Annotated in this window: 23 protein-coding genes and 1 pseudogene; 13 read left to right on the top strand and 11 right to left on the bottom strand. The window is 36.4% G+C overall.

The genetic code is table 11. The features are described 5' to 3' along the window. Positions 1-11: 11 nt before the first annotated feature. The 4 genes from BM000_RS06245 to BM000_RS06230 are packed head-to-tail and all read right to left on the bottom strand — an operon-like array spanning position 12 to position 4,589. Positions 12-2,657: a glycoside hydrolase family 38 N-terminal domain-containing protein gene (locus BM000_RS06245; protein ID WP_091495953.1), complete on the bottom strand. Its 2,646-nt coding sequence runs from the start codon at positions 2,655-2,657 to the stop codon at positions 12-14. 53 nt (positions 2,658-2,710) lie between these two features. Then, positions 2,711-3,808 carry a PTS fructose transporter subunit IIC gene (locus tag BM000_RS06240; protein WP_091495951.1) on the bottom strand — a complete coding sequence of 366 codons (1,098 nt, stop codon included), beginning with the start codon at positions 3,806-3,808 and terminating at the stop codon, positions 2,711-2,713. Position 3,809: 1 nt separating this feature from the next. Beyond that, entirely contained in the window at positions 3,810-4,127 is a 318-nt protein-coding gene (locus BM000_RS06235; RefSeq protein WP_091495949.1) for a PTS fructose transporter subunit IIB, read from the bottom strand. Between the two features lie 15 nt (positions 4,128-4,142). Continuing rightward, a complete protein-coding gene (locus BM000_RS06230) occupies positions 4,143-4,589 on the bottom strand; it encodes a PTS sugar transporter subunit IIA (protein WP_091495947.1) in 447 nt (148 codons plus the stop codon). 720 nt (positions 4,590-5,309) lie between these two features. Here BM000_RS06230 and BM000_RS06225 point away from each other — a divergent pair. The 7 genes from BM000_RS06225 to BM000_RS06195 all read left to right on the top strand — a co-directional run bounded on the left by BM000_RS06225 (position 5,310) and on the right by BM000_RS06195 (position 12,681). Then, positions 5,310-6,317 (top strand): NAD-dependent epimerase/dehydratase family protein, encoded by a 1,008-nt coding sequence (locus tag BM000_RS06225; protein ID WP_177178230.1) that lies wholly within the window; start codon positions 5,310-5,312, stop codon positions 6,315-6,317. Positions 6,318-6,331: 14 nt separating this feature from the next. Next, a complete protein-coding gene (locus BM000_RS06220) occupies positions 6,332-7,324 on the top strand; it encodes a 3-oxoacyl-[acyl-carrier-protein] synthase III C-terminal domain-containing protein (RefSeq protein ID WP_091495943.1) in 993 nt (330 codons plus the stop codon). Beyond that, the gene (locus BM000_RS06215) at positions 7,321-8,169 is read left to right on the top strand and encodes an MBL fold metallo-hydrolase (protein ID WP_091495941.1); all 849 of its coding nucleotides are present in this window, start codon (positions 7,321-7,323) and stop codon (positions 8,167-8,169) included. The genes BM000_RS06220 and BM000_RS06215 overlap by 4 nt, the downstream gene beginning before the upstream one ends. Then, on the top strand, positions 8,150-9,490 hold the full coding sequence (locus BM000_RS06210) for a F390 synthetase-related protein (protein WP_091495939.1): 1,341 nt from the start codon (positions 8,150-8,152) through the stop codon (positions 9,488-9,490). Before BM000_RS06215 ends, BM000_RS06210 begins: the two co-directional genes overlap by 20 nt. A gap of 6 nt (positions 9,491-9,496) precedes the next feature. Further along, entirely contained in the window at positions 9,497-10,621 is a 1,125-nt protein-coding gene (locus BM000_RS06205; RefSeq protein WP_091495937.1) for an ATP-grasp domain-containing protein, read from the top strand. After that, positions 10,608-11,723: a hypothetical protein gene (locus BM000_RS06200; protein ID WP_091495935.1), complete on the top strand. Its 1,116-nt coding sequence runs from the start codon at positions 10,608-10,610 to the stop codon at positions 11,721-11,723. Before BM000_RS06205 ends, BM000_RS06200 begins: the two co-directional genes overlap by 14 nt. 343 nt (positions 11,724-12,066) lie before the next feature. Further along, positions 12,067-12,681, top strand: coding sequence for a flavin reductase family protein (locus tag BM000_RS06195; RefSeq protein WP_091495933.1), 615 nt, complete (start codon positions 12,067-12,069; stop codon positions 12,679-12,681). Between the two features lie 306 nt (positions 12,682-12,987). On the opposite strand, the gene BM000_RS06190 is transcribed toward BM000_RS06195, so the two are convergent. Further along, positions 12,988-13,197: a DUF6199 family natural product biosynthesis protein gene (locus BM000_RS06190; protein ID WP_091495931.1), complete on the bottom strand. Its 210-nt coding sequence runs from the start codon at positions 13,195-13,197 to the stop codon at positions 12,988-12,990. Between the two features lie 186 nt (positions 13,198-13,383). Between BM000_RS06190 and BM000_RS06185 the strand changes: the two genes are divergently transcribed. After that, on the top strand, positions 13,384-13,944 hold the full coding sequence (locus BM000_RS06185) for an STM3941 family protein (RefSeq protein ID WP_091495929.1): 561 nt from the start codon (positions 13,384-13,386) through the stop codon (positions 13,942-13,944). A 331-nt stretch (positions 13,945-14,275) separates the two neighbouring features. On the opposite strand, the gene BM000_RS06180 is transcribed toward BM000_RS06185, so the two are convergent. From BM000_RS06180 to BM000_RS06165, 4 genes are all read right to left on the bottom strand, one after another. Beyond that, the gene (locus tag BM000_RS06180) at positions 14,276-14,812 is read right to left on the bottom strand and encodes a GNAT family N-acetyltransferase (RefSeq protein WP_091495927.1); all 537 of its coding nucleotides are present in this window, start codon (positions 14,810-14,812) and stop codon (positions 14,276-14,278) included. A gap of 284 nt (positions 14,813-15,096) precedes the next feature. Next, complete coding sequence (locus BM000_RS06175; protein ID WP_091495925.1) at positions 15,097-15,399, bottom strand: hypothetical protein; 303 nt, start codon at positions 15,397-15,399, stop codon at positions 15,097-15,099. 207 nt (positions 15,400-15,606) lie between these two features. Continuing rightward, the gene (locus BM000_RS06170; protein ID WP_091495923.1) at positions 15,607-15,834 is read right to left on the bottom strand and encodes a hypothetical protein; all 228 of its coding nucleotides are present in this window, start codon (positions 15,832-15,834) and stop codon (positions 15,607-15,609) included. An 85-nt stretch (positions 15,835-15,919) separates the two neighbouring features. After that, positions 15,920-16,990 (bottom strand): GGDEF domain-containing protein, encoded by a 1,071-nt coding sequence (locus BM000_RS06165; RefSeq protein WP_091495922.1) that lies wholly within the window; start codon positions 16,988-16,990, stop codon positions 15,920-15,922. Positions 16,991-17,514: 524 nt separating this feature from the next. On the opposite strand from BM000_RS06165, the gene BM000_RS06160 reads away from it, so the two are divergent. Then, entirely contained in the window at positions 17,515-17,823 is a 309-nt protein-coding gene (locus tag BM000_RS06160; protein ID WP_091495920.1) for a hypothetical protein, read from the top strand. A 521-nt stretch (positions 17,824-18,344) separates the two neighbouring features. On the opposite strand, the gene BM000_RS06155 is transcribed toward BM000_RS06160, so the two are convergent. Both BM000_RS06155 and BM000_RS06150 read right to left on the bottom strand, forming a co-directional pair. Continuing rightward, positions 18,345-18,824 (bottom strand): GyrI-like domain-containing protein, encoded by a 480-nt coding sequence (locus tag BM000_RS06155; protein ID WP_091495918.1) that lies wholly within the window; start codon positions 18,822-18,824, stop codon positions 18,345-18,347. Continuing rightward, positions 18,814-19,896, bottom strand: coding sequence for a hypothetical protein (locus BM000_RS06150; RefSeq protein ID WP_091495916.1), 1,083 nt, complete (start codon positions 19,894-19,896; stop codon positions 18,814-18,816). Before BM000_RS06150 ends, BM000_RS06155 begins: the two co-directional genes overlap by 11 nt. Before the next feature lie 561 nt (positions 19,897-20,457). On the opposite strand from BM000_RS06150, the gene BM000_RS06145 reads away from it, so the two are divergent. The 4 genes and pseudogenes from BM000_RS06145 to BM000_RS06135 all read left to right on the top strand — a co-directional run bounded on the left by BM000_RS06145 (position 20,458) and on the right by BM000_RS06135 (position 25,499). Further along, the gene (locus BM000_RS06145; protein WP_091495914.1) at positions 20,458-21,438 is read left to right on the top strand and encodes a helix-turn-helix domain-containing protein; all 981 of its coding nucleotides are present in this window, start codon (positions 20,458-20,460) and stop codon (positions 21,436-21,438) included. Positions 21,439-21,720: 282 nt separating this feature from the next. Next, positions 21,721-21,990, top strand: a pseudogene (locus BM000_RS16975) (integrase core domain-containing protein); the annotation flags it as partial. A gap of 1,815 nt (positions 21,991-23,805) precedes the next feature. Continuing rightward, positions 23,806-24,546 carry a hypothetical protein gene (locus BM000_RS06140; RefSeq protein ID WP_091495912.1) on the top strand — a complete coding sequence of 247 codons (741 nt, stop codon included), beginning with the start codon at positions 23,806-23,808 and terminating at the stop codon, positions 24,544-24,546. 11 nt (positions 24,547-24,557) lie between these two features. Continuing rightward, complete coding sequence (locus BM000_RS06135; protein ID WP_091495910.1) at positions 24,558-25,499, top strand: hypothetical protein; 942 nt, start codon at positions 24,558-24,560, stop codon at positions 25,497-25,499. Positions 25,500-25,635: the final 136 nt, after the last annotated feature.

Below are 25,635 nucleotides of genomic sequence, written 5' to 3'. Positions count from 1 at the left end.
GTTCAATAAATTTAACGCTGAATGACAAACGTTTTGATTTCCCCTGGTTTAAGTTTGTCGATAATAATCTTTCGTGTTGATGATAGCCAATCCGTCTTTAATTGATTCTTCAGATCAGTTTCACAATAGCTAATTGCCTTGTTAAATTCTATTTCTTCATTAAAAATTGCCGATTGCGTTGGGTTGAAAATACGTAACTCGTATTGATTGTTAACCAACCTAAATGAGCTATAAACCAATTGATTGTCATTTAATTTAAATGATAATGCTTCATGATTCCATTCTAACGTATCTTTGTTTTCATTAATCATAAAATATGAAATCGGATTAAAGAATTTATTTAAGCGCTGCTTTTGATAGTAAGGAAACTCTTGAACATAGCTTAAATATTCTTGATAAATATTAGTATAACCGCTTTGACTATCAAGCATAATGGCGAATTCGAACTCTAATTCTTTAAGCAATTGTGAATCTGGTGTTGCGATATACTTGTCCTTTGTCCCTGAGGCAGCTCCAGGTCTTCTTATTAAGTCTGGACGTCCTAGATAGCCAACGCTTCTAAATAATGTCAATGCTATTTGATTAAATTGATCACCTGTTACTTGATACTCCTTTAATCCCTTTGTAAATGCTGACAAGCTTAGTTTCTCATCATGAATATTCACATAGTTTAGGAGCGGGTAAAGTGATGTCGGTTCTTCTCTCCATTTTAATGCTTGCCACTCAGCTAAATATGGATCAACATTTTCTCTTGTAATTTGTCCATATTGCGTTCCTGCATGACTTTGGGTTGATACAATTTGTGAATTAAGAACACATCTTAAGCGATGATCTTTAACCGTGTTTGTTAAGTTAATTTTAACATCTATCTTTTTATCATGACGATTTAAGCGAACGATTAATTTAAATGGCAATGCTGTAGTACATTGGTCAGTCGCACGGTCAGCAAGGTTAAGTGGTAGCAGCCACTGTCCTTCTACAATCATTTCTTCAACCAATCGTCCTTTTTTACAGGACACTTCTGCATCTACAAGGTCTAGCTGATATACTTGATCTTGATAGGCTGGAGAGTAATCATAATTATCGCCTTCATCGCCATCATCAATAAATGAAATGAAATCCTTAATTATCGTACCTTGTTCCTTTAACTGAAGGGTAAACTGTCCATTGTCACATGAGAGCGCATAGTATTCATTCTCAATTACCGTATCATTTGTAGCCTCTATTACCCGCACCAGTTGACCATTCTCTTCGATTACCTTTAATTTTGATAAGCTAACGGGAGCTGTTTGGAAATCAACTGCTAGCTTAGTGATATAGTAGCGATCCGCTTCAGGTATTGTATGTTTATCTCGGGTAACATTGGCTGAACTTTTAACAACTTGATCAAGCACATCAAATGCTAACTGTTCATTTTGACTATTAAAGAGCGTAAAGTTCTTTGACTTCGTCGTCACCTCAAGCGTCATATTTGACTGACTTGAATATGGTAATGGATTCGCAATGACAAGCTCATTCTCTGCAATGCTGTGATCAGATATGACAAACTTTTTCATTAGATAATCAATGGTTGAGTGCGTTAACTCAAGCGCTTGCTTTCCTCTACTAAAAATGTTGAAATTTGTTTTGTCACTATTACATGCCCCAAGACTGTCATGAGCCTGGTTATTAATAACTAGTTTCCAAATATAATCAAGCAGTTCCTTTTTATATGATATGCCTTTATCCGCTAGCATGGTCATTAACGGCTCTAAGACATAGGTTAGCTTCCGTTCAAGGTTATCATTTAATTGCTTAAGGTCATAGCGTGAAGAATAAATTGAACGGTGAATCTTTGAAACCACTGCATACATGAACTCACCAGTACGTGTTTCCAAATCCAACTGTTCACTTTTTAAAGCATCAAAGTATTGATCATAGGTACTCTCGATAATATCATAAGCATTACTTGTTTTATTAATATGATTAAGCTTAGCCTTTAAATCACGATAGACAGGCCGTTGATCCCAGCCAAATGGCATTAATGTATGCTGTCCTTGGCTCCGCTTTAAGTTGCGCTTAACAATTTCTCCGGCTTGCTCATCATCACTATGTTCGACAATGTCCCTTCCTTCAAAATATCCCTCTTCTATATTCGAGCATAAAACCCTTGAACCGTCAGGAGCTGACCAGTAAAATTCTCTCGGTTTATCTGGATTATAAAGTCCACGCCAGAAGATAAATGAATCAATTCCAAAACCATTCAAAATTTTTGGAATGTCCTGACTTTGTCCAAATGAATCTGGCAAATAACCAACATTCATCGAACCGCCTAAATCATTGGCCATATTTATTCCTAACTCTAAATTTCTAAGATAAGATTCACCCGAGGTTAAAAATTCATCTACTTGAATATACCAAGGACCGATCATTAGCTTTCCCTTTGCTACAAGCTCGGCTAACTGTGCTCTTTTTTCAGGGAAGACGCGTAAATAATCATCGACAATACTCATCTGGCCATCCAGGGTATAATAGTCGATTGTGCCATTTTCTAATTCCTCGATAACTTCATCCATATGATAAACAAGTAAAACACTTGCTTCATTATCAGTAAAATACCATTCTCGATCCCAATGTGTATGCAACACACCATGTACTACTCTATTATTTTTGGTCATAACTTGTCCTTTCCGCAAAATGAGGTTACTGGTTCCCAGTAACCCATATCTGCTTACAATTCTTCAAATACTATTTCGTCGGCATCAGCAGATTCATCTAGTTTCTTAACATTAAAATCGCCAAAAGCTAAGGCTCCAGCACAGACGATTAATGCTCCAGCTAGCACGCCAACAAGATAGGCCCAGCTATTTTGCGTGACAGCAAGAAAGCCGTATACGCCACCGAACATCGGAATCTCCGTTGCCGCGCCTAACAAAGCAGCCAAACCAGCACCAACCGAACCACCGATAATATTAATAATCGTCAACTTAAGTGGATTCGCTAACACAAACGGAATTGCCCCCTCAGTAATTCCGACCAGTGACATAACGAATGCACCAATTCCTTGACCTTGAAGATCATTTGAAAACTTGTCTTTCTTTATAAAAACTGCTAACGCATAGCCTAATGGAATCGCACAAATCGCAACCCGCATAAAGACAGCTGGTGTAAAGATCCCCTCAGCAATTAGCGCTGTCACTGCGGTAAAAGCAGCTTTATTAATCGGACCACCTAAGTCAGCTGCAATCATAGCGCCAATAATAACAGCTAGCAATAAGCTATTTGTGCCTGATTCTGACATCATTCTAATCCAATTAACAAGACCTAAGTTCAAATTAACGAGTGGTGTGTCGACAATCGCCGCCACAATCCCAACTGCAGTCACTGTTAAGAGCGGGATAAACACGACACCTTTAATTTGCTGTAAATACTGATTGTTAAAATTCATCTTTTTAATTAAATACTTCGCTGCATAACCAGCTACAAAGGCCAAAACAACTGCACCTAAAAAGCCTGTCCCACGTTGGTTGGCAAAGTAACCAGCAATGAAACCGGCACCGATTGCAGGCTTATCAGCAATTGAATAAGCAATAAATCCAGCTAGCACCACATTAAAAAGACCAATACCTGCCCAGCCTACATTTCGAATTAACTCAAGAAATTGCCAAATCGTACCTGTCCCCGCAAACTCGCCCCAACTGGTTACTCCAAACATTAGACCAATGATTGATGGAATACCAACCAACATCCCTGCCCCAATAATCATCGGAATTGACCAGGAAATACCAGTCATTAAGTGCCCTCTTGCTGTACTCAATATTTTCTTCATTCTAGTTTCCTCCTTGTGCAACAGATACTAACTTTTCAATCGTTTTTTCCGGTGAAGAAATACACGTGTTAATATTAACTCGGTAAACTTTTTTCCCTTCGAAGCGATCCATGCCTTCAAGCTTTTGATCAGAGGCAATAATTACTAAATCAGCCGCTGTCGCCTCTTCAGCTGTAATCTTATCCACTTGCCCCATAACACCCTGCTGTTCAATCTTAATGTTGTACCCGAGTTTTTTACCTGCCTTTGTTAATGCTGATGCTGCCATTGGCGTATGTGCTAACCCTGCTGGGCATGCTGCGATACCGACAATATTCATTTAACTAACCCCTTCCTAGTCCTCAAAATTTATCAATTCAACAATTTCTTTTGTACTTTTTGCAGTTGCAATCTTTTGTTTGAATTCATCCTCTAATAAATTAACTGCTATTTTAGAGATTAATTGGAGGTGAATAGCATTGTTATTCTCACTACCTGCTGGCACAAGGATACAGAAAACGTTTTTAACATCCTTCCCATCAAAGGTTTCCCATTTTATCTCGTTATCTAATCGAATAAAGAGGATAGCTGTTTTCTTAACATTTTCGGTTCTACAATGTGGAATAGCAAAACCATCCTGTAACCCTGTTGACACTTCAGCCTCTCTTTTTTTCAAATCACTGACTGCCACTTGCTCATCGTGAACGATCTCCAATTTATATGCTTGCTTAGCAATAAAGCTAAAGATTTCGTCCTTTGAATGAAGCGTTTCCCCCAAAAAAACTGTTTTCTCTAAAATCATCGTGTACCTCCTTTTTGTTTGTAACCGCCTACAATTAGTTTAGAACGATTTCTGCTAAAACACCATTTGGCTTTATTCGTTATTGTTGTAGACATGACTTGTTAAATGTTATAAAGACGTTAACCTAATCGGTTTATATTTACATTCAAATTATTAACAATTTCTTAATTAATTCTTTAAGATTGACAAATGTAACTCCCTATTAATCAAAAAATAAATTTAACAAGGATCTTGTTATTATCCGATACACAACATCTAGCTATTCTCCTAGTCTCTTTAATAACCAAGCAAGTACCTCTCGATGTTATAGGGCAAGAATTTAATCATGCTACAGTTGCTGAGCGTATTTTTCCCCATTAAAAATATTACCTATTCTAAACGACATAGGAGCCATCACACTAGCTGTAATGGTATCTTTTTTTAGTTAATTCGCTGCAACGTTCACTAGCGTATCCATTTGCTAATTATGCTATTATAGAAATATGTCGAAAAAAGACGAAAGATTATGACATTAGCTTGTTTAATTGACAATTCAACGCGCGAATAGAACAAAGGTGTAATGGCCGCTTAGCAATTAGAATGCAATAACCGTGATAACAGTATTTTGTCATCCATAGAACACCTTTTTTAAAATTTTCTAGAGTACGAGAAAGAGATTCTTTAAATTATTTGCAAATTATGCAGCCATCTTTGCATTATGGAGAAGAGGTAATATTTACAATGAAAGGCAAAGTAATTGTTACGGGAGCTACAGGCTTCCTTGGTGAGTACGTTATCAAAGAGCTGATTCACAACAACTATGACGTCATCGCAATTGGCAGAAATGAAGCACAGCTTACGCATTTGAAGAACACACATAGCGTGGAGACACTGGCATTAGAATTGACTAACAAGACTGATATGCACCAATTATGGCCAAAGGATGCGGATAGCTGTCTGCACTGTGCAGGGTTATCAACTGTTTATGGCCGTTATCAGGCTTTTTACGAAGCCAATGTGTTAGCAACAAAATACGCGATCGAAGCGTCAATTGCTAATGGTGTAAAACGGTTTGTTTTTGTTTCCACACCGAGCATTTATGCCAAACGTCAGGATCAGTTTAATATTAAAGAAACCGATAGTGAGGATTATTCAGAGCATAACACGTATTTAAATCATTATATTAAATCGAAAAGTGCAGCTGAGCACTTGTTGAAGCAGTATCAGAATCAAATTGAAGTGGTGGTAATCCGCCCACGAGGATTATTTGGTGTTGGTGATACCAGTCTGTTCCCGCGCTTGATGGAAGTCAATCAAAAGATTGGTGTGCCCTTGTTTCGTAAAGGAGCTGGCAATGTCATTGATATTACCTGTGTTGAGAATGTCGCTCATGCACTGCGGTTATCACTTGAAGCGGCAGACATTGATCAACATACGTTTAATATAACTAATGATGAGCCAATTGCATTCAAAGTCGTCATTGAGCGGATTTTTTCATTGTTAGGTGAAGAGGTAAAGTTTAAACAACTAAACGAAACGGTAATCTATCAACTTGCTAACTGTTTAGAAGCGGTGCACTACTTGCTCCGCCTAAAGCAAGAGCCCCTGTTAACCAAGTATACCGTCAACACTCTAGCATATAGTCAAACATTAGATATTACGTTGGCTAAGGAAAAGCTGGGGTATGCACCGATTATGACTGTTGATCAAGGGCTTAAACACTATATTGATACGATTAAAAAGAATTAGAGTGGAGAAAAACTATGAAACTAACACTTATCGGATCAGGACGTTATTTACCTGAACGCATTGTTTATTCACATGAACTTGATGAAAAATTTGGCTTTGACCACGGAGAAACGGAGAAACGAACAGGGGTACATAAACGTCATTTCTTTGATCAAGGTACGTCAAGATTAGCCAAACAAGCGATTTTACAGGCGCTAGCTGATGCAGATTTAACTTATCAGGACATTGATGCCCTCATTTGTGCCTCTGGAACATTTGAGCAGCCGATTCCCTGTACCGCCAGTTTGATTGCGGAGAAATTTTTGACTGAGAATCATCCAATTCCGTGCTTTGATGTCAATGCCACCTGTTTAAGCTTTCTTACCGCTTGTGACATTGCCCAGGCTTTTTTAGCAACGCACAAATATAAAAAGATACTAGTTGTTTCCGCTGAAGCCGGTGATGATGCCCTTAATCCTGAGGCATTCGAAAGCTATGCACTTATTGGCAATGCTAGTGCGGCCTTTATCTTCTCAACCGAACAAGAAACAACTGCCAAATTTGATTTAGATATACTAAGTTCAAAATTCATTACCTATCCCGAATACGCGCATGACGCCGAAATAAAAGCGGGCGGTAATGGTTTATATCACCCTGAACAAGCAAGTGATCGCTATTTTCATATGAATGGTTTCAACCTGTTAAAATCGGTTAAACACAAGCTCCCTGCCTTTTTAGCAGACCTATATGCCTTAGGCAATGTCGCTGTGACCGATATTGATTTTGTCGTCCCGCACCAAGCAAGTGGCGCTGGTCTCATGCTGGCAAGTCGGTTGGCGCAATTTAAAGCAGAGCAGGTTGTCAATATTCTCAGTGAGACAGGCAACACGATTGCAGCTTCGATTCCCTATACGCTTGACTACTTATTAAAGCGTGAGAAGAATTGGGACCAGAAAATTGTCATGCTCTTGGGTACGGGGGCGGGACTATCCATTGGTGGGCAAATTCTGAGGGTCAGAAAACGATGATTACCACCATTAATGTGGTTAAGGTTGCCCATGCTCGGCAGCGACCGTTCTTTACGATGTCAGGTGGATCATGGCGAAGACAAAAATATCCGATCTATTGTCTAGCGCTCCAGCACACTGAGTTCGGTCAGCTTTTAATCGACGTAGGCTATGGACAGCAGTTTCTACAGCGATTAGCTCGGTTTCCACGCTATATTTATCAGCACTTAATTATGGATAAGGAACATGGTCAATTAGCTCAATCGTCGATCTACCAGGCAACTTTTGATCACGTTTTTCTATCTCATTTCCATCCAGACCATTTAGGTGGGCTAAGTGAGGTCAAATATCAGCAGCTAAAGTATTCACATGATGTAGAACAACTTATGCAGCAATCACGACTAGCGCAGCTACGCAAAGGATTTTTTAAAGAACTACTTCCTTCTATCGCGCCTCATTCATATTTTGAAGATGCCAACAGCTTGTCAATGGCCGCATATGGCTTTGATAATCAACTTGGCTATGATTTGCTGGGTGATCAGAGCATCATCGCCATTCCGATGGCTGGTCACGCAATCGGTCAGCACATTTTTTATCTTCAAACCAGTAAAGGGCCAGTAGTGTTTGGCGTTGACGTTGCCTGGCATATTGAGACCATTCAGCAGCAACGCATGCCCCATCCGGTTACTCGACTAATTGTCCATAATTATCAGGGCATGATGGCAAATATTAATCAGCTCAGTCGCTGGCACCAGCAGCATCAGAATATTCCAATTTTACTGAGTCATTGCCCACATTCACTTGCACAATTAATGGAATGGGATCAGGTAAAAGGAGGTCACCGAATTGTCAATCAAGAAGGCTAAAACCTTTATTTCTACTTATTTAGACATCAGCTATCAAGCATTCCTTAACCGCATGTATCCTCAACGGTTTAGAAGGTTACAAGCAAGAAGATTAGCTAAGCAACTGAAAACAGTCGTTAAACATTCGCCTTATTATCACAGTGTAGTTAAAGACACAGTTGCGCCGACCTATGCGTCATTCCCAATTATGAATAAAAATGTGATGATGCGTGAATTTGACCAATTAAATACACGCGGTGTGAGCTTACAGGAAGCTAAAGCAATTGCTCTGCATGCTGAAGAAAGCCGAGAATTCTCACCAAAGCTTGGCGATATTTCGGTCGGTCTTTCCTCGGGAACAACCGGCAATCAGGGCGTTTTCTTAGTTAGTGATCAAGAGGTCGTCCAATGGGCAGCAATGATGATGAAAAAAGCGATTAATCGCAAAAAATTTAAAAACACACCCATTGTAATTGCCTTTTTTATGCGGGCCAGCAACAATCTCTATACCGGTATTAATCAGAAGAGGATCACGTTGCACTTTTTTGACTTATTAACACCTGTGCAGGAAAATCTGACTCAGCTAGAGCAATTACGTCCCAACGTTATCGTCGCTCAACCATCAATGCTTAGAGAAATTGCCAGCTACTACGATCAACATGAACGAACCTATCCGCTCAAGGACATATTCAGTGTTGCCGAAGTGTTAGAGCAAACTGATCGCGACTATATTGAATCAAAAATGAAGGTTCCATTAAAAGAAATCTATCAAGCAACCGAGGGCTTTTTGGGTATCAGTTGTCATGAAGGCATGATGCATTTAAATGAGGATATTGTTTATATCGAAAAAGAATATATTGACAAAAAGTCACGACGCTTTGTGCCGATTATCACCGATCTTTATCGAAGCACTCAACCGCTTGTTCGTTATCGTCATACCGATATTCTAGTCGAACAGGAGACGCCTTGCCCTTGTGGCAGTAGCTTTATTGCCCTCGAGCGCATTGAAGGGCGTGAGGATGATTGCTTTAAAGTAACCACTGATCAAGGGTTGGTTCGAATATTCCCTGATTTTATTCGCTATGCGATTACACGCGCTAGTGATGCGATTAGTCAGTTCCAATGTATCCAGCACAGTGAATATGAAATTGAAGTATTATTGGAAATCGATGATAAAGCTCTGAAAGCAACAATTGAGGAGACCATTATTAAGCAGTTACAACAGCTCTTTCCGAGTGCGTGTCGCGATAACTTGGTGATCACCATCACTTTTACCAAGCTTGATTACCAGAACGATCGGAAGCTACGTCGTGTGAGCTCCACCTTTAAAGAAAGTAGGTAGCTAACCATGCGGATCGCACTAACTGGCGGTCGCTCGCCATTAGCTTTATATTTTGCCAAGAAATTAAGTGAACAAGGCCATAAGCTTTTTATGCTCGAGCATTTTAGTCCGACTTTTGCCACCTATAGTTCTTTTTTTGAAGAGGTTAAGCTGATCGCTTCACCGGCCAAAAACTGGACTCTATTTAGCAAGCAAGTCCTCGCCTACTTACAGGCTAACGCGATTGACTTATTGCTACCAATAAATGAAGAAACCCTTTATTATGCACAACTGCAAGCAGAGCTACACAAGCTTGGGATTACCTTTCTAATCGGTGAGCTACCCCTATTAGAAACGTTGCATAATAAATATTATTTTATCAACTGGTGTGAATCAATAGGGATTGCTGTCCCGCATACAGAGAAATATTACGGACAAGACGTCGACTTCACTCAAAACCTAGTGAAACCAGAATACTCGCGGTTTGGGCAAGCGGTTTTCTTAGATGAACACGCATTTAGTAAGGCTCCGACCAATAAGGCCTATCTTGTCCAAGAAAAATTAGCCGGTCAGCAAATTTGTGTCTGCCTAATGATTAAAGATAGCCAGCTCGTGTCAGTAATTGCCCATGATACCAATTTAGGCATAGAAAGCTATGCCAGCATCACCTATGTCCCGTTTCAGCATCCTCAACTGGATCAGCTGATAACACGCTTAGCCGAAAATCTAGGTGCAAATGGCTTCTATAGCTTTGATTTTTTCTTTACCGGTACTGATTTTTATCCAATTGAATGTAACCCGCGTTTAACCGTCGGTGCGATACTAGATGGTGACAATCTCATTGCCCATTTACTAGGTGAAGTAAAGCCACAAGCCATCCGGAGCGACAGCTATGGGATCAAGTTGGTCTGGTGGTGGAGGATTATAACGCGAAGAAATTGGCGCCAAACAATTAGGTCATATAAACAGGCGAATGATGTGCTCAAAGAAGCGTTCACATTCAAAACCTGGTGCATGTTGCCCTGGGTGTTAGCAAGCTATTACGTGAAAGGCAGGCAGCTTGGTTTGAACGTGACCGATTTTGTGGTTCATGATATTTCATACCCACCCCCAAGTGAACGAAAGGAGCAAAGTGACGATGAGTCAAGTTAAACTCTACCGTGCCGATCAATTCTCACAATGTCAAAACGTGACCCATCCTTTGTATGACTATATCAGGGTGCTGATGAGCAACGACCCATCTGCACTAATCGCGAACATAACAAATGCGGAATGCTACGCTTTAGAAGTTGGCAATAAACTGATGCTGCTTGTCGATGCCGACTATAAACCAAACCAGTCCTATGTCACTTCTATACGAGCACAATATCTAGATTATGCCCAAGAGGAATTAAAGATTGTTAACATTAAAGGTGCCACCATCTTCTCTGCCCTCTTTAAAGGTCTAAAGCGGATCGTTCCAAACAAAACGGATAAGGTCTTATACGTTGGTAACTATTTGTTCTCAACCAATCTGTTTGAATCGTTATCAATCGCAGAAATAGCGGAAATCGAAGCAGTAGTTGCCAAACAATTGCCTAATCGGACCATTATTTTCCGCTCCCAAAATGCCTGTCTAAATAAAGGCTTGATCGCAAATTTAACCGAACTAGGCTATCAACCATTCTTATCACGACAGGTCTACATTGCTGATGATGCCCAAAAAATTAAAAAGAAAAAAAGCTTCAAAAAAGATCGCCAATTTGCCCGACAAACTGATTTGACGGTAAAGACCGATTTTGATGTTGCGTATTATGCCGATCGGATTGTCGACTTGTATCAACAGCTCTACATTGAGAAGTATTCAACCATCAATCCTCAGTATACGCGCAAGTTTATTATCGAGATGTTTGCGGTCGAAAATACTACCTTTACCGGCATTTTTGATCATGATAAGCTAGTCGGCGTGACGATGAGCTGGACGTTAGATCAGGTCATTACCGTCCCGATCTTGGGCTATGATTTGACCTATCCCCAAGAAGCAGGAATTTACCGGTTGCTGACTTACTATACACTGATGAAAGTAAACGAAACAACCTGCTTTCACATGAGTTCAGGGGTAGGGAATTTTAAATTAACAAGAGGTGCGGAATATTGGCCAGAATTTCTCTATTATAAGCGGATGAGAAATAATTTGAGTACAACAATGATGGACAGATTGCTTCAGGTGGTGAATAAGCGGATTCGGAAGATTAGTGATAAGCACGTGTTTTAGAGCTAACCCAGAACTGGCATGCTGGATTTATAAAGCTCTATTTAACTTTAAGCAAGAAAATGCGCATTTAAAGCATTTTTATCCATTTATCCGATTACCCATTATGTCTGCTAATGAATTGTGAGGCCAAGGCTAAACGACTAATAGTTTTAATAAAAAATGCTTAGACTCACAATGGCAAGCTCGTTAAGCAGATATTTTCTCTATCGTAACACAAATTACATTTATCGCCTCTTTCTGCTTGCTTATTAAGCACAAGCATCCTAAAATTAGTAGAATAGGGGCAATTATGCTGCCCTTCTTTTAGCGTCCACTTACTATTTAATTAAGAGGTGTTTAACTAGTGAAATCGTTTAAAGCAAGTGAATTAACGGTAAAGCAGCAATACAAGTACATCATTGGTTCCGTCGTTCCCCGCCCTATTGCGTTAGTCACCACTCTCGCACAGGATGGGCAGACAGTTAACATAGCACCGTTCAGTTTCTTTAGTGGTGCATCTGACCAATTACCATTACTAACCATTTCCTCCCTTCGCGCAAATGGGCACATGAAAGATACGGTAAGAAATATTTTAGACCAGAAAGAAGCAGTCGTTCATATTGTTGACATTACGATCGCAGAGGACATGAATGCAACATGTACCTCCCTACCACCTGATCAAAGCGAACTAAGCCTTACTAATTTCACACTATCAGAAAGCAAGCTGGTTGCACCACCTCAGCTTAACGAGCCTAAGATTAAGCTTGAATCAATCTTACATCAATATGTTCCCGTAAAGAATGATGAACAAGTGGTCATCACTGACTTACTTATACTGAAAGTGGTCAATTTTTGTTTTGCTGAATCCGTTTTAGACAGAAGTTATATTAACACGAAAGAACTCAATCCTGTCGCGCGCTTAGCTGGAAACCAATACGCTAGTCTAGACAAAGAATTTACGTTAATTAGGCCAAAATAAAAATAAACAGGACCAATCCTCATAAAGTGAATCGTTAATCACTGGCTTATCTGGTCCTGCCTAGACAAAACAACATCCAATGTAAGATAACAACTGACAAGATAAAGAAGCGCTCTGCTGAATTAACTTACCGCTAGCGCTTCAAAGTTATTTCTTTATCATCTAATAATTCGCTATAATTAAAACCAGATTTACAACATAATAAAATAGGCATATCATTTTACTCTAATAATGATTTACGAGCCACGTTTTACAGATTCCTTTTAATAGCATGATTCATTTATTCATGCTCAACTAAATAATGTCTTATGATGATATGGTTGCAATACCTAACCAAATAAATAACACCCCAATAATCATCCAAATAACGCCAAGGAAACGTGTTCGTGTAATATAAGACTCAGCCGGTTCGTATTCTCTCGCTTTAAACATCATTTCAAGCTCGATCACTCCATTAGGAAAAAAAGCCGAAACCGTTCCCAATACTAGAAAAAATAAGCCACCTAAAATAATCATTTTTCACCACTCCTCTACTGATTAGACTTTGCTCAGCTAAAGTCAAGATCATCTAAAATAAATCATTAATCAATCAAGGTCTTACAGTCAGTTAATCTGCAACAAACTTCAACTTTCTTCTGTACAACAACGGCAATTAATCTATGATACAATATTAGCATTATATAACATGGAGGTGAAGAAACGATGGCGCAACAGGATAAAATTATTGAAAAAAGTAAAACAGCTTATTTTATCTTACTTGTACTCTCATTATTTATGCTAGCGACCTCTATCTTTGTAGTGTGGTATGTGCTCGCATCTGAAGGCGTTATTATTTCTTACAATTTGGCGGTGGAACAAAATGGGCGTTACTTAATCGCTTTTATTGGCTTAATCGCAATTTTGTGGTTTAGCTTGACAACGTTCTCCCTTGCAAAAATGACATTTTCCAATCGACCCTTAGTCATTATCAAACACGATCATTTAATTAATTATTCGGTGGGCATAATTGCCGGCAAAGAAATACCTTTTGTCAACATTAAAAAGGTTTACACAAAATCTTATGGAATTAATTTGTACATTTGTATTCAACTCAAAAATGAAGAAGATTACCTACGTCAGCTCTCTCTAATTGGGCGGTGGATGGCGCGAATGAATAAAAAAATGGGCTTCGAGGTTTGTCTTATTCACTTAAAAAACGCCGCAGAAAAAGTCGACAGAAATGAAATCGTTAATGATCTTAAACAGCGTATCCAAGCGTATTAATGATCATCACTATCTTGGACAGCGCCTGCCTGCTGATTTTCCTTAGCTTTTTGTTTTAAGCGCGGTATTATTTTTCAGGTGCGCAAGTTAACTAGTTTATGACGTAAAGCTTGCCAATAAAGCATGCAGCAGACAAGGGCAAAGTAAATGAGCTAGATGCGAGCGCACTTAAGTAAACTGACTAATTTTATGACAATTGCTGCATAAATCACGCTTAAGAACGAACATTGAATTAATCTGGGTGCCACCTTGACAAATGAACAGATTAACTTCATTCTTTAAATCGTCGCAAGCTAGCAGATATATTCATACTAGATGCCCAACATCAAATCTAAGCATGCCCCTGAAGATGCTCGGTTTGTAGTAGCCCGTAGACAAGGCTATCTGTCCATTCACCTTTATTCCAAAAATCCTGGATAAAATGCGCTTCCTTTCTCATTCCAACCCGTTGACATAGCTTTTCCGATTCTCGATTCCGCGCATCCAAATTAGCTTGAATGCGGTGACAGCCAAAAGTGTCAAAAAGCATATTAATGAGACCTTTTACAGCCTCAGTTGCATAGCCCTGCCCTGCTGACACGGGCAAGAAGCTATAACCAATTTCAATCGTATCCTTCATATCCGTATACCAGACAGATAAATCACCAATAACCTGATCAGCACGGAGGACTGCAAGGTTAAGTACCGTATCCTTTGTCAGTTTATTATTGTTCAGTTTTTTAGTGAAGTTTCTCCGTAAATCACTTTGTGTCCAACTATTATGAAGTAAATATTTGCAGACATTCTCGTCTTGATAAATAGCAAAGACAGCCGTCATATCCTCTGGCTCAAATGGTCTAATAGTTAGCCGTTCAGTGGTAAATTTCATTATATGCCCCCTCTGCTTAAGCAGTAAATGCATTTTAGCACTCCATCTTCATATTACATTGATTATCCCAAGATGACCACTATAAATAGTTTATTACCTAAGTCAGTCCCTCCCTCTTACCAGATCAACACGAGTATAAAGTGAACCTTCAATTAGTCGGGGATCTCCCTTTATCCCCTCACTGGTTGTTAGCTGAACGAATCGGGCCTTTACTGACTTTCTATGCGCTACTAAAGAAACCTCCCGTTGGTCATGCTACAGGAGGTTATACTCTATCTTATAAATTAACTCGCGTCCAAGCCTCGTCTTTCGACTTCTGCTTGATAGAGTTGAAACTGCTTCTCGTACATTGCTAACGTGCTTTTATAATAAAAACCCGTAAGATAAATGGCCAAGAACTTATTCTTTCTTTGATGGTTTAAGCTACGGTAGCCTCTCATTAATTTCTTATCGTTAAACTTCGGTATGCGCTGTTCTTGCCGTCTTAATGTCCCATTTTGAATGACGTTTAATAGCTTTGCAAACAAATAGATAAGTACGACAAACATGACAATGACTAGAATAATAACTATAATTTCAGTTTCCATGCGGCGTTTCCTCCCGGATAATATTTTTTATTATAGCGAAATTTAACGATAAGTAAATCAGCATGATTAACTAAGACAGCTGACCTAGCTACTTATTTATCCAGTTCATTGTAATCATGGCCTAAACTATACCGACTTCTTGCTCAAATCGCTCCAGTGGAACACCTAGTATGGCTGGGGAGAATGTTATTATTACTATGCAATTAGTTATGCTATATTTGCATCGGTAAAAGCACAAAAATAGCTGTCATCCATTTGATTTTTATCAATGGCTGACAGCTCTCCATATTTGTTTTGGTACTGTTTTTCATGTTTTGTCTTGCACTTTCTTGTTCTTAAATCTCCCAAAGCATAAATGCCCCTATTTTCACCAGGGTCTCGATAACCCTCTCTAACCAGCTTGTCTCTTCGTTTCTTTGCTTTACTTTTCGTCATCATGATTCTCCTTTTATTATGGTTATTTTTATTATAAACGTTAGGTGCTATTTTGTACAAAATAGCACCTAACGTTTATAACTAACTATTTATTAGCTTCCCGTTGTCCTTTGTGCTCGTACAAATTGATGTCAGCATAATTTAGTAATTGCTGTATAATTTGTACAGTCTCTGGATAAGCGGAGATTCCCACCGTAATGCTAATCCCAAACTCTTTGCTAGAACCCCGATTGAATTTGAGCTTACTCACCTCATCCTTAAGTTGTAATGCAATTTCTTCTGCAGCTTGATAACCGATATTCTCAAACAGCGCAACAAACTCATCACCTCCACGCCTTGCGACTATACCATGAGGGCTACACACTTTTTCAAGAACCTTACTCACCTCAATTAAAACTAAATCACCCGTAATATGGCCAAAGCGATCATTAACCGCTTTAAATAAATCAACATCAATAAACAAGACCGCAATTTTCTTACTCGTCAATTTTTTATCCTTGAGTAGGCGCTCATATAAGAAGGTAAACTGTCGTAAATTTAATAAACCAGTCAAGTAATCCCGTTGTGCTTCGACAATCACTTTTTCATAATGTGTAGCCACTGCTGTAAAGTATTCAGTAAAGGTATAGACCAAAAAACTGAGAATGACAAGACCTGAGCAATAAGGAATAATAACGTTGAAAAACCCCTCTCCTCTCAACAAAAAATGAAAGCTTACTCCTGCTACTAAACATTTTGTCAGAACAACATAAATCCATTTCTCGTGTCTTGGTATCTCGAGCTTTGAAATAAAATAAGTGGCAACGGTCACGACCGAAACCGCTGTAATGGCAACAATAGAACTAATGTTAACACCATAGTATGTTAGCCGAAAAATATTAATCATCACTGCCGTTAAAATCGCTGCTCTCCGTGAGTAATGAATAGCAACAAGTGCAATCGGAATTAAACGAAAGTCAATCAGTTGGCCTTCAGTCACACTCACACTATATAGAATGAGACTACAGCCTAGTAAACCGGCAATAACCCCAATGCTTATTTCTTTTGTAATTGAATTTAACGTGTACAGATGACTATTTAGTAAAATAGAAACAATCGTTACGGCACTAATCATAATGGTCGCATTAATAAATAAGCCACTAAAGATGTCGATCATATTATCGCTCCTTATTACTACTCCTAAACACTTGAAAAGCCCAGATTAAGGCATCATTGCAAGCTTTCCAAGTATAAAATTGCTCTTTTTGTAATGCTACTTAACTAAGTATAAAACATAGTTCCGCTTACTTAAAGTGAATCTTTAATCAGTACGGGTTTTACGGAATATTAGATGAGCCAATCGGTCTTTTACTGATTGTTGCTCTGCGCTAAATGTCTTTAAGGAAAAGAACCCTGAGATTTGTTAAGAGGATGAGTAAAGAGCAGCGTTTGGCAAGAATCGGGAGTTGCATTTAATTTATGCTGTAATTCCTTAATAACAATCATTAATTAATACAACTTAGCGAATAACTAATAGCATTTATTATTCATTTTTTCATATTATTATATTGTAATATGTTAAAATTTAGTTTAACCTAATTATAGAATAAACTTTTACAAAAATAACTAATTATCTATATTAATTACTCTTAATCTATGTAAGTTGGTTAAGTTTAGAGAAGTTGAAGGAGGAAGTAATTTATGCGAAAAGTTAGACTAATCTTTAACTGTTTAGTTGCATCAGTGCTTACCACATTAACAATTTTAGTAATTAGCTTTATAGTTCTTTTATTTAGTAATGAGCATGTTGGATACTATACAACATACTTTGGAGCTGTAACCTTGGAAATAAGTGAGGACTCTCCAGAATGGGATTTGTATATGCAATTTGGACTAGATATTAATCAATTACATCCAATATGGATAACAATTCTATTAATTAGTATCTTTTATTATGTCATATCAGTTAGCTATATATCTATTAAACACAAGCCAAAGTTAACATTGTGATTAATTATACTATCTATATCCAAAAATTAGAATTCATTAGAATTTGATATGGTGCATTAGCTATTCTTCTTTCAACTGTAATAGATGTTTTTTTTATTCACACAGAAATTTTTAAAGAAGTTTGCATGCGTTCCATTTAATTAAGTATAGCATTCTTTAGAAAGCATACTTAAGTTACCAAAGAAGCATTCTGTAATGTTTTGTATATAAGTCACAGTCTCATCGTCTTTCTGAGAAAGAGCTTCTTGAACTAGAAATACTGATTATGATAAGTCTTTGTAAAGGGACTTTTTCGATTTAAGCTAACGAGACAAAAAATTCACATCCATAACAAATCATGTAGTAATACTTGCTTCTTTTGTCTCTTAAATATCCTTTCTACTGAAAAATCCAGCGTACTAACAGAATACTTGCTTCTGCTCAGTCATCACGAATTTGCATGCGCTAAACTTCTGTTTTTTGAATATGAATTCAAGGCATCATAAAATATGATAGTTTGTTAATATAAACTAGATATCGCTTTAGTCGATTTCCTTTAATTTTATAGGTACGAAAGCCTCCATTTGTGCAAAACCTTGTGCCTTAATCACCTCTGGCGGCGTGATAATATGCCCCATTGGATAGTGATTTCTATATTTGTTAACCTCGAAAACATCCGATTTTTCAATCCAGTCCAAAATCTGCTTATAAAGTCGATCATTTTCTTCATCATCACCGTCTTTATAGTAATAAGTCGCATATAATCCGCCATCAAAATCAACTGTTTTAAAACCACCTGTATCAAAATAATCTGTCATAGCATAAATCCATACCATTCCGCCTTTTTCTTCATCAAAATAGAGAAAATCGCGTGGCGTAAAATTATCCTGGTGCCTTGGCGACAGCTCTGAAAAAAATGCGTTAAATTTACCAAGAATTCCATTTTCCGAAAAGTCAAAAGCTGTGTCAACCCCTGAAGTTACTGCTCTGAATGGTGGTAGTGAAATAATTCTAAATGTCATAATTTCTCCTTTGATTAGCCGTCTTAAATTTATTAATTAACGAGACAACTTCATCCATACAAATCGCAAAATCATGTAATTTACTAACTATTTTTGGACGATTTTCTTTATTTTGTAAGGCTTCAAGTGTAATATTAAAACCGCCACCAATCGCCTCTAAATCTGTGCCATAGTCATTGTTCCAATATTGACCAGTTTCTGTATAAATATCGATGATTTCGCCAATAAAATCCATGTCGGGATTGAGTTCAAGCGCCTGTTCTAAAAAGCCCTTACAACCGCCACTATTTGTGGCAAGACAGCAGACATAAACGGTGTGCAAGGCCCAATTATCAAAATTCACAGCTTGAACTTGCTCAAAGAAACCGCTGTCTATTTTGTCTGCCCATGTACGAAATGCGTTAGCACCTAGGACAAATTTTTCATTCTCAATAGCAAATAAATCGGGTAGGGAAAGTATGCGATTACGGTAGATTTTCGCTAGTTCTTTCTCTTCCAATTTTTCACCAACAAAGACCCACCCGTGGCAATATTCGTCTTCTTCAGCATAATTTTTGGGAAGTAAATCCTCAAGTGAAATACTATCAGGTTCGCTGGCATCCGCCCCAGTGTAAAGCAAGGTTTTCCCGAAATCCGCATAACCGACTAAAACGCCCCAACTAAACCGACCATGAGGATTTTTACCATAATCATTTAAAATAACTGGCACACCTTTATCAATGTAACTCATAACCATTTGAACGTACATTTCACGGTTACTAAGAATTTGTTTCAATGGAACAAAAGTGCTTGCATAACCACAATTACTAAAAATCAGCTCCACTATTTCATGTTTATTTTTCTCACTTATTAAATAATCAAGCGCACTATTTCCTCTAAAATAGTCCTTAGAATAAATTTGCGTGAAATTATCGCCCGTAAGTCCTGCAAAGAACCAATAATCGAAATCTTTCTCTCCCAAGCACTCCATTAGATAGCCAGCACACCCATTAAACCAATAATTTTCTCCATGTTCTTCGCGGGCGATCGGGTGCAAATTCGGCAAAATATTGTTACTTTGTTTTATATTCACTTTCAGCGCTCCTTGCGTTGTGTTTATTTTTGGCATGCTTTTTAGCTGTGAAATTTTGATAGAGCGAAACAACTTTTTATCCTGCCCGTTTGTGCCAATTACAATAGTTTGTGGTTTGATATAATTATATCATTTGACGTTCGGTCAAAGTCACGAAAATTAATGACTATTATTAGTTTTTTTAAAAGTAGATAGGTTACTGTTGATATAACAATGATAAATTTCCACCCAGAGCATCTTTAGTACTATTAATGGCTGTTTCTAATATGTACCTAGCACCAGCTAATAAAGATTGAATTGCATTCTATTAATGCATGAATTGCTGAGTTCTGGTCGACAAAAAAATAAATATGCCGACAAATATTATTTTGTTTTCCTATATCTCTCCTGTTACTATTTTTTCATAATTGCACTTTATAATATTTTTAATTATTTCACCTGAATCAATTTCATTCTTTTACCTACAGGTACGGAAAGTATTTTTTGATTAAACGCTTGACGCTTCCTTTAGGGAAGCCTATATAATACAAATAAATCAAGAAACAGGGAGGGTATAAAATTGTGAAAAATTTAATAAAAATTAAAGATCTCTCTAGTAAATATAACATTACAGCTCGTACCTTACGTTATTATGAAGACATTGGATTGCTAACGAGTATACGTCATAATGATGTGGCTTACCGAATGTATAATAAACATGCAGTTCAGCGAATCGAACAAATACTTATTCTACGTAAACTGAACATCAGCATTAAAGATATTCAACGCATTTTTGCCTCTTCTGATTCAAAGGTCGTTTTAGATGTGTTAGGAAAGAAAGTCGAGCATATTGATGACGAAGTCTCCTTGTTACACGAATTAAAGGAGATTGTACTTGATTTCATTCAGGAAATTGAAAGAATAAACTTTACTGATCACTCAGATATAAAGCAACTTTACAGTAAAGCAAAAGAAATTGAGCAACAGATTGTAAATAAAGACTATATTGGAAAAACTGCCAACATTAGTCGTTTAATTGAGATAACAGATAGATTGGATAAGAAAATTCCCGATGTCATGGTTGTTAGAGTCCCACCATTTAGAGCATTGACATCTGGTACGCATTCATGGAAAGAAATTTTCAAACAAGGTGGATATATGTTTCAATTATGGCAACATTACCACTCGTTTAAAACAGTTATATTTGACTGTTTAGATTTCACATTAGTGAGGACTGATGATAAGGGTGAAATGATCTGTGCCGTTAAAAATAATGTTCACGATGTTGATGTCAGCCCGCTTAAAATTATTGATTTCCCTGGAGGTCTCTATGCTATGGCAGTCAGTATTGATGAGGATGATGAGAGTATCCGAAAGGTACAAGATAAAATCTGTCAATGGATTGAGATGACCAATTTCAAACTGGATGAGAGCCGAAGCTTCATGTTCAATATGCCATATCTGGATGAAGAAAATATCTATCAACAAGATGTTGAAAAAGGATTAGGTTATCGACAAATGCAGAGATATGTTCCGATTAAATTGAAAGAAGAAAAGAACTAGTAAATCACAGCACTTTGGCAAATCGGACTGATAGAAAAATATAGGAAACATGAGAAGATTGACTAAATAATTATATTGAGTTTTTTGCCATCTCAGGGTTACTATTTGGATAAAGTTCCAACTGTCAAACATATTCTACCTTGGGTACTTCTCTTGTAAATTCTCACTGTTTATTAGTCGATGAAAATCGTTCCTTAAAGACCTAAGAGTGAAAATCTCTTTTCCCTTGATGGATGAAGAAGCAGGGACTAATACTGCCTTGATCCCTTGTCGATACTTATTCAAGTTGTTCTACGAAATAAAAGCGCGATTTCAAGCATGAGCTCCGCAAAGGCAATCTATATGATAATGCGCTCATGGAATCTTCCTACAAGACAATAAAAAGATAGCTAATCAATGATGCAGATTTTACATCCACTGATCACGCTCAAATAGAAAATTTTAAATACATTGAAACCTATTGCAATAATACAAAATGGATTCATTCTGTACTAGGCTATTTAATCACCAAAAGAATTTGAAAGAAATAATTCCTTGATTCTGTTAACTTAATGTCTAGTTTTTCTTGACAGTTCCACCTGTTTATCAAATGGGGGAGCAAATTATCAATGTCCAAACTTATTTTATTACTCCCACTCTTTTATATTCTAGAGACTTAAAAGTAATATGGTTGATTTATAGCCATTTAGAATAAAGGATTTGGATAATGACAAAAGTTCTTTTATAGACTATTCCTCTTCATGCTTATATGAAATTTAAAACTCCTCTCCACTGTCTAACACTCCACATAAAAAATCTCTTTTGAGTTTGCAAATTAAATCATTTATACTTATGCTTTTTTCCTTGTTAACAGCTCTAAAAATAACTAAATGAACCTACGTCAATATTTGTTGAATCTTCTAGTGATTTATTTAAACCAGTTAAATAAATCCTGCCAATACATAATTTTGTTAGGAGCAATAATGAGACTCACATCTTCTCATTTGCGGATAATAGTTATCGGTATACAAATGCTTTGTCTGAAAAAATAATGAATATATTTAGACGCTACAATATTATTGGAATATAACTTACACTTTTATGTTTTTTTTTATTGTTTAAAGTAAATTTTCAGTGTATGTTAATTATAGAGAGAAATTAACAATAACTATATGTGGAAAATAAAATCATTATAAGGGAATCAAATGTGGTAATTTTCTGTTTATAAAATTGTTATTTTTGAAAAGAGGTTCTTTTTTAAAAATAACGTCGCAACTCCTTATTACTAATCAAGAACGCAGTGTTTCATTCTTGCTGTTTGAATTAATCATGGCATTAATAATAGTTAGTGCTATTTCCTTCTCTAATGTAATTGCTATTTTGTTACGCTCTAGCTTTTCTTATGTAACACTCTTAATCTGTACAAATTGTCTTTAGTAGTATAGTTGTATACTTATTCCTAAAATTACTATATTTTCTAATATTATATGTTTTAGAATTTTTCAAATTAACCAAATTAAAATTTCTAATATGACTCTTAATTTTTACAGGATTTCTTTACTTTCTGTACCGTGATGTTATGAATTCTGTTATGGGAGATGTGGTTTTAGTGAATTTTCATTACTGGTCTCAAGATTCATAATCGGTATGGTTATGGTTTCACATTGACTTTGTTTATTTTCTTGTTATTATCTGCTGTATTAATCTTTACTATTTTGCGTGTCCCTAATGAGCTTTATACAGAGGAAAAATAAGTAAGTATTTAAAAAATGCAATTTGATTTTTAAATACGATTGAACTTAGCTTACCTAATTAATAATGAAATTATAGAAGTAATGGTGAAGTAGAAAGCAATAAAACCAAAAAAATTGTTTGCATAATATTTGACGTTGGTGAAGGGTATTCTCTCTATTGAAAGCGTTTGAAAACAAAAGAGATTTTCACTGGCGTCTCTTATGTACATATAAACAAGACTAAAAAGTAATGTTAAAGTAAGGAGAAATCAATAAAAAAAGAAGGAAACTTCATGAGTAGATACCTTTCTGAAAAATGGCTTAACTTTTTTATGTACATAATATTGACTAAGATCCATATTATGGTATAGTATTTAAAATAAATGTTATAAAGTAATATTTAGGAATAATAAATATATAGTCTAGTTTTATATGGCGCTTTACTCTAAAATAAAAGTATTATCTAGTCATCACACTAAGTGATACGGATTACATTGAGATTTAGTAAAATAAGATTAATATGTATGATTTTTTCTGAATTTAGAGGTTACTAAATAAACTTATAGGGATTCATAAATAATATTTTTTTGAAGAAGGTTGTAAAAAATCAAAGGTGAAAACTAATTATAAGCATAAAAAGGGAGTAAAAATTCAGATGCAATTATTAAATTTTATTAATACAACTCAATTGGATAATTGCGTTGAGGTGGAGCGGGCAAAACTACTCTGTTTCTATCATTATAAAGAAACGGGAGAGGGCATTTTTACAATGACTCAAATAAAAAATTTGATGATAGAAAGCGGCTATAATGCTCCAAACCCATCCCGTCTAAAAAATAAACTTTTAAAAGGGAAAGACAAAATTTTTTTACCTGAAAAAAAAGATAAAAGTAAATTTATTTTTATCTCAGCTAAATTGCAAGAATTAGAAAGTAGCTTAAATGAATTATGGGATGATACAGAAACGATTGATTCCGACAGTGAATTATTGGAAGAATCAAAGTTTTGTGGAAAAAGAAAGTATTTGGATAAGTTGATACATCAGATAAATCACTCCTATGCTCATAATTGTTATGATGCTTGTGCAGTCCTTATGAGAAGACTTTTTGAAGTAGCACTTGTGCTTTCATTCCAACACTATAATATAGATGATGATATAAAAAATAAATCTGACTCAGGATACATAATGTTAGAGGGAATAGTAAAAAATGCAAAAAATAATAAGACATTAAAATTATCTCGTATCAAAAATGAGTTTGACACATTTCGGAAAGTTGGCAATTTTTCTGCTCATAATATTACCTATACAGCAGGAAAAAAAGATATAGATGATATAAAACTTAATTATCGTGTGATGCTTGAAGAGTTATTTAATAAATCTGGCTTTCCAGTATAAGGAGTGATAAAGTGCAAAATCGTGTGAAATTTAAAATTGGAGAGATAGAGTTTGAAGCGGAGGGATCAGCTGAAACAATAGAACGTGAAAGGGCTGTATTCATGAATAAGCTACTTCCTGCCGCTGTTGATGCTATTGTTCGTACTCGTGGAGAGCGTCAAACTAAATCAAATATCGGAGTAGTTGAGCAACCTGCTACACTTCTTGAAATTGAGAATAAAGAAGATTCGTACAGTATTTCCCCTGCTAAAGACTTATCGCGAACAAGTTTAGTTTCATATTCAAACGGATTTGGAAAATTGACAGAGCAAGATTTTGTATTAATTGCGGCTTATTATGAAGAAAATAAAAATGGAATAAAATCTTTTTCATCAGAAAATGTTAAACAATATTACTCTAATGCTAGAAGGAAAAAATATTCTAATAACAGTCAATTATTAAATGATTTAGCTCAAAAAGGTCTTATAATGGATGACTCAAATGCTGAAAAAGCCCATCCAAAACATTATGTTTTAACTAGTGAGGGATTGGAATATGTTGAAAGTTACCAGCCAAAAGAAGATAGTGAAGTGAAATCTAAAGCAACAAGACAGAGGAAAAAACTAGATAGAAAGTCCTCTACATATGCATCTCTTAGTGCTGATGATTTAAAGCTCAAAAATTATCCAGAAATTAAAAATCAAAAAACGTTTAAAGAAAAAATGATATTAACTCTTTATATTGTTACAGTGGAAGGTAAAGGCGAATGGTTTTCGAATGCTGATGTTCAATGCTTAATGACTGACATTTTAGGGTTATCCTCTTCAGAAAAAATAATTAGTAATATTTTTTATAAGAATAAAAGTTGGTTTAAGTCAGAACAAGATCCTACTAACAAAAAGGCTTACACTCATAAACTGTTACAAGGCGCAAAAGATTTTGCACAATCAATTATTGAAAGTGTAGAAAAATAACTATCTCTTTTTTACTCAAATTTATATAAAATAAATGGAAAATTTGATTCTTTTAGTTTCTATTAAAACCCTTACACCAACTTCGCACCACTATTTTTATATTCCTAAATGTTTTCCTATCCCCTTTTAAATATAG

The sequence above is a fragment of the Amphibacillus marinus genome (assembly GCF_900110345.1).
Lineage (GTDB): Bacteria > Bacillota > Bacilli > Bacillales > Amphibacillaceae > Amphibacillus_D > Amphibacillus_D marinus.
Note: the sequence above shows the minus strand (reverse complement) of the source record. Positions and strands in the feature narration are given on the sequence as shown.